The 981-nt window shown below is 71.9% G+C and carries 1 pseudogene; it reads right to left on the bottom strand.

Going from position 1 to position 981, the window contains the following annotated elements:
* Positions 1 to 981: pseudogene (locus tag Q4I23_RS32805) on the bottom strand (hypothetical protein); the annotation flags it as partial.

Below are 981 nucleotides of genomic sequence, written 5' to 3'. Positions count from 1 at the left end.
CGGAGAACAGGTGACCGAACAAGGCGGAGATGGTGGCGCCCGCCGGGTTGGCGGTGTCCTCCGCGATGGTCGGCAGGCTGGCCGCCGTGCCCGTCGCCACGGGGGCATCGTTGATCGCGCTGACCGCGGTGGTCAGGGCGACGGTGCCGAGGCTGTAGCGGCTGTCGCCGCCGGCACCCGTCACATCCGCCCGCTCGCCGCTGGTTACGGCCCCTTGCGAATCGTCGATCAGGCGAACCGTCAGGCTCGGCGGAACGCCGTTCCAATCGGCGGCGGGAACGAAGCGCAGCTTGGCATCGGCGGCCAGCAGCAGGGCGTTGCCATCCGACACTGCCCCCACGGCGGTCCAGGCCGTGCCGGTCCAATACTGCCAGACGCCCTGCGCGGTCGCCGCGTTGCCGACGATGGCGATGCCGGCGAAGCTGTCCGCGGCGGAGCCGCCCGCCACAGCGTCCGCCGGGTCGGAGAACAGGTGGACGAACAGGCTGGTGACCGTGGCGCCGGACGGGTTGGCGGCGTCCTCCGCAATGGCCGGCAGGAGCGCGGCTGTTCCGGTGGCGATCGGCGCGTCGTTGACCGGGGTGACGGTTCCGGTCAGGGCGATGGTGCCGGCGCTGTAGGCCGTACTGCCGCCGACCCCACCGGTTAGGTCGACGCGGTTGCCCGTGATCAGTGGCGCGCCACCATCCTCGACCAGCCGGACCGCCAGAGCCGGAGTGGTGCCATTCCAGTTGGTGGCGGGAACGAAGCGCAGTGCCGTGTCGGCGGCCAGCAGCAGCCCGTTGGCGTCGCTCGCCGCGACGATGTCGGCCCAGGCGGTGCCCGTCCAATACTGCCACGTTCCTTGCGCCACGGTGGCGGCGTTGCCGACCACCACCACACCAGCGAAGCCATTGGCCGCCGATCCGCCGCTCACCGCGTCGGCGGCGTCGGAGAACAGGTGACCGAACAAGGCGGAGATGGTGGCGCCCGCCGGGTTGG

The sequence above is a fragment of the Azospirillum sp. UFLA03-27 genome, assembly GCF_059803775.1.
The sequence above is the reverse complement of the archived record's forward strand: the minus strand, read 5'-3'. Positions and strand labels throughout refer to the sequence as shown.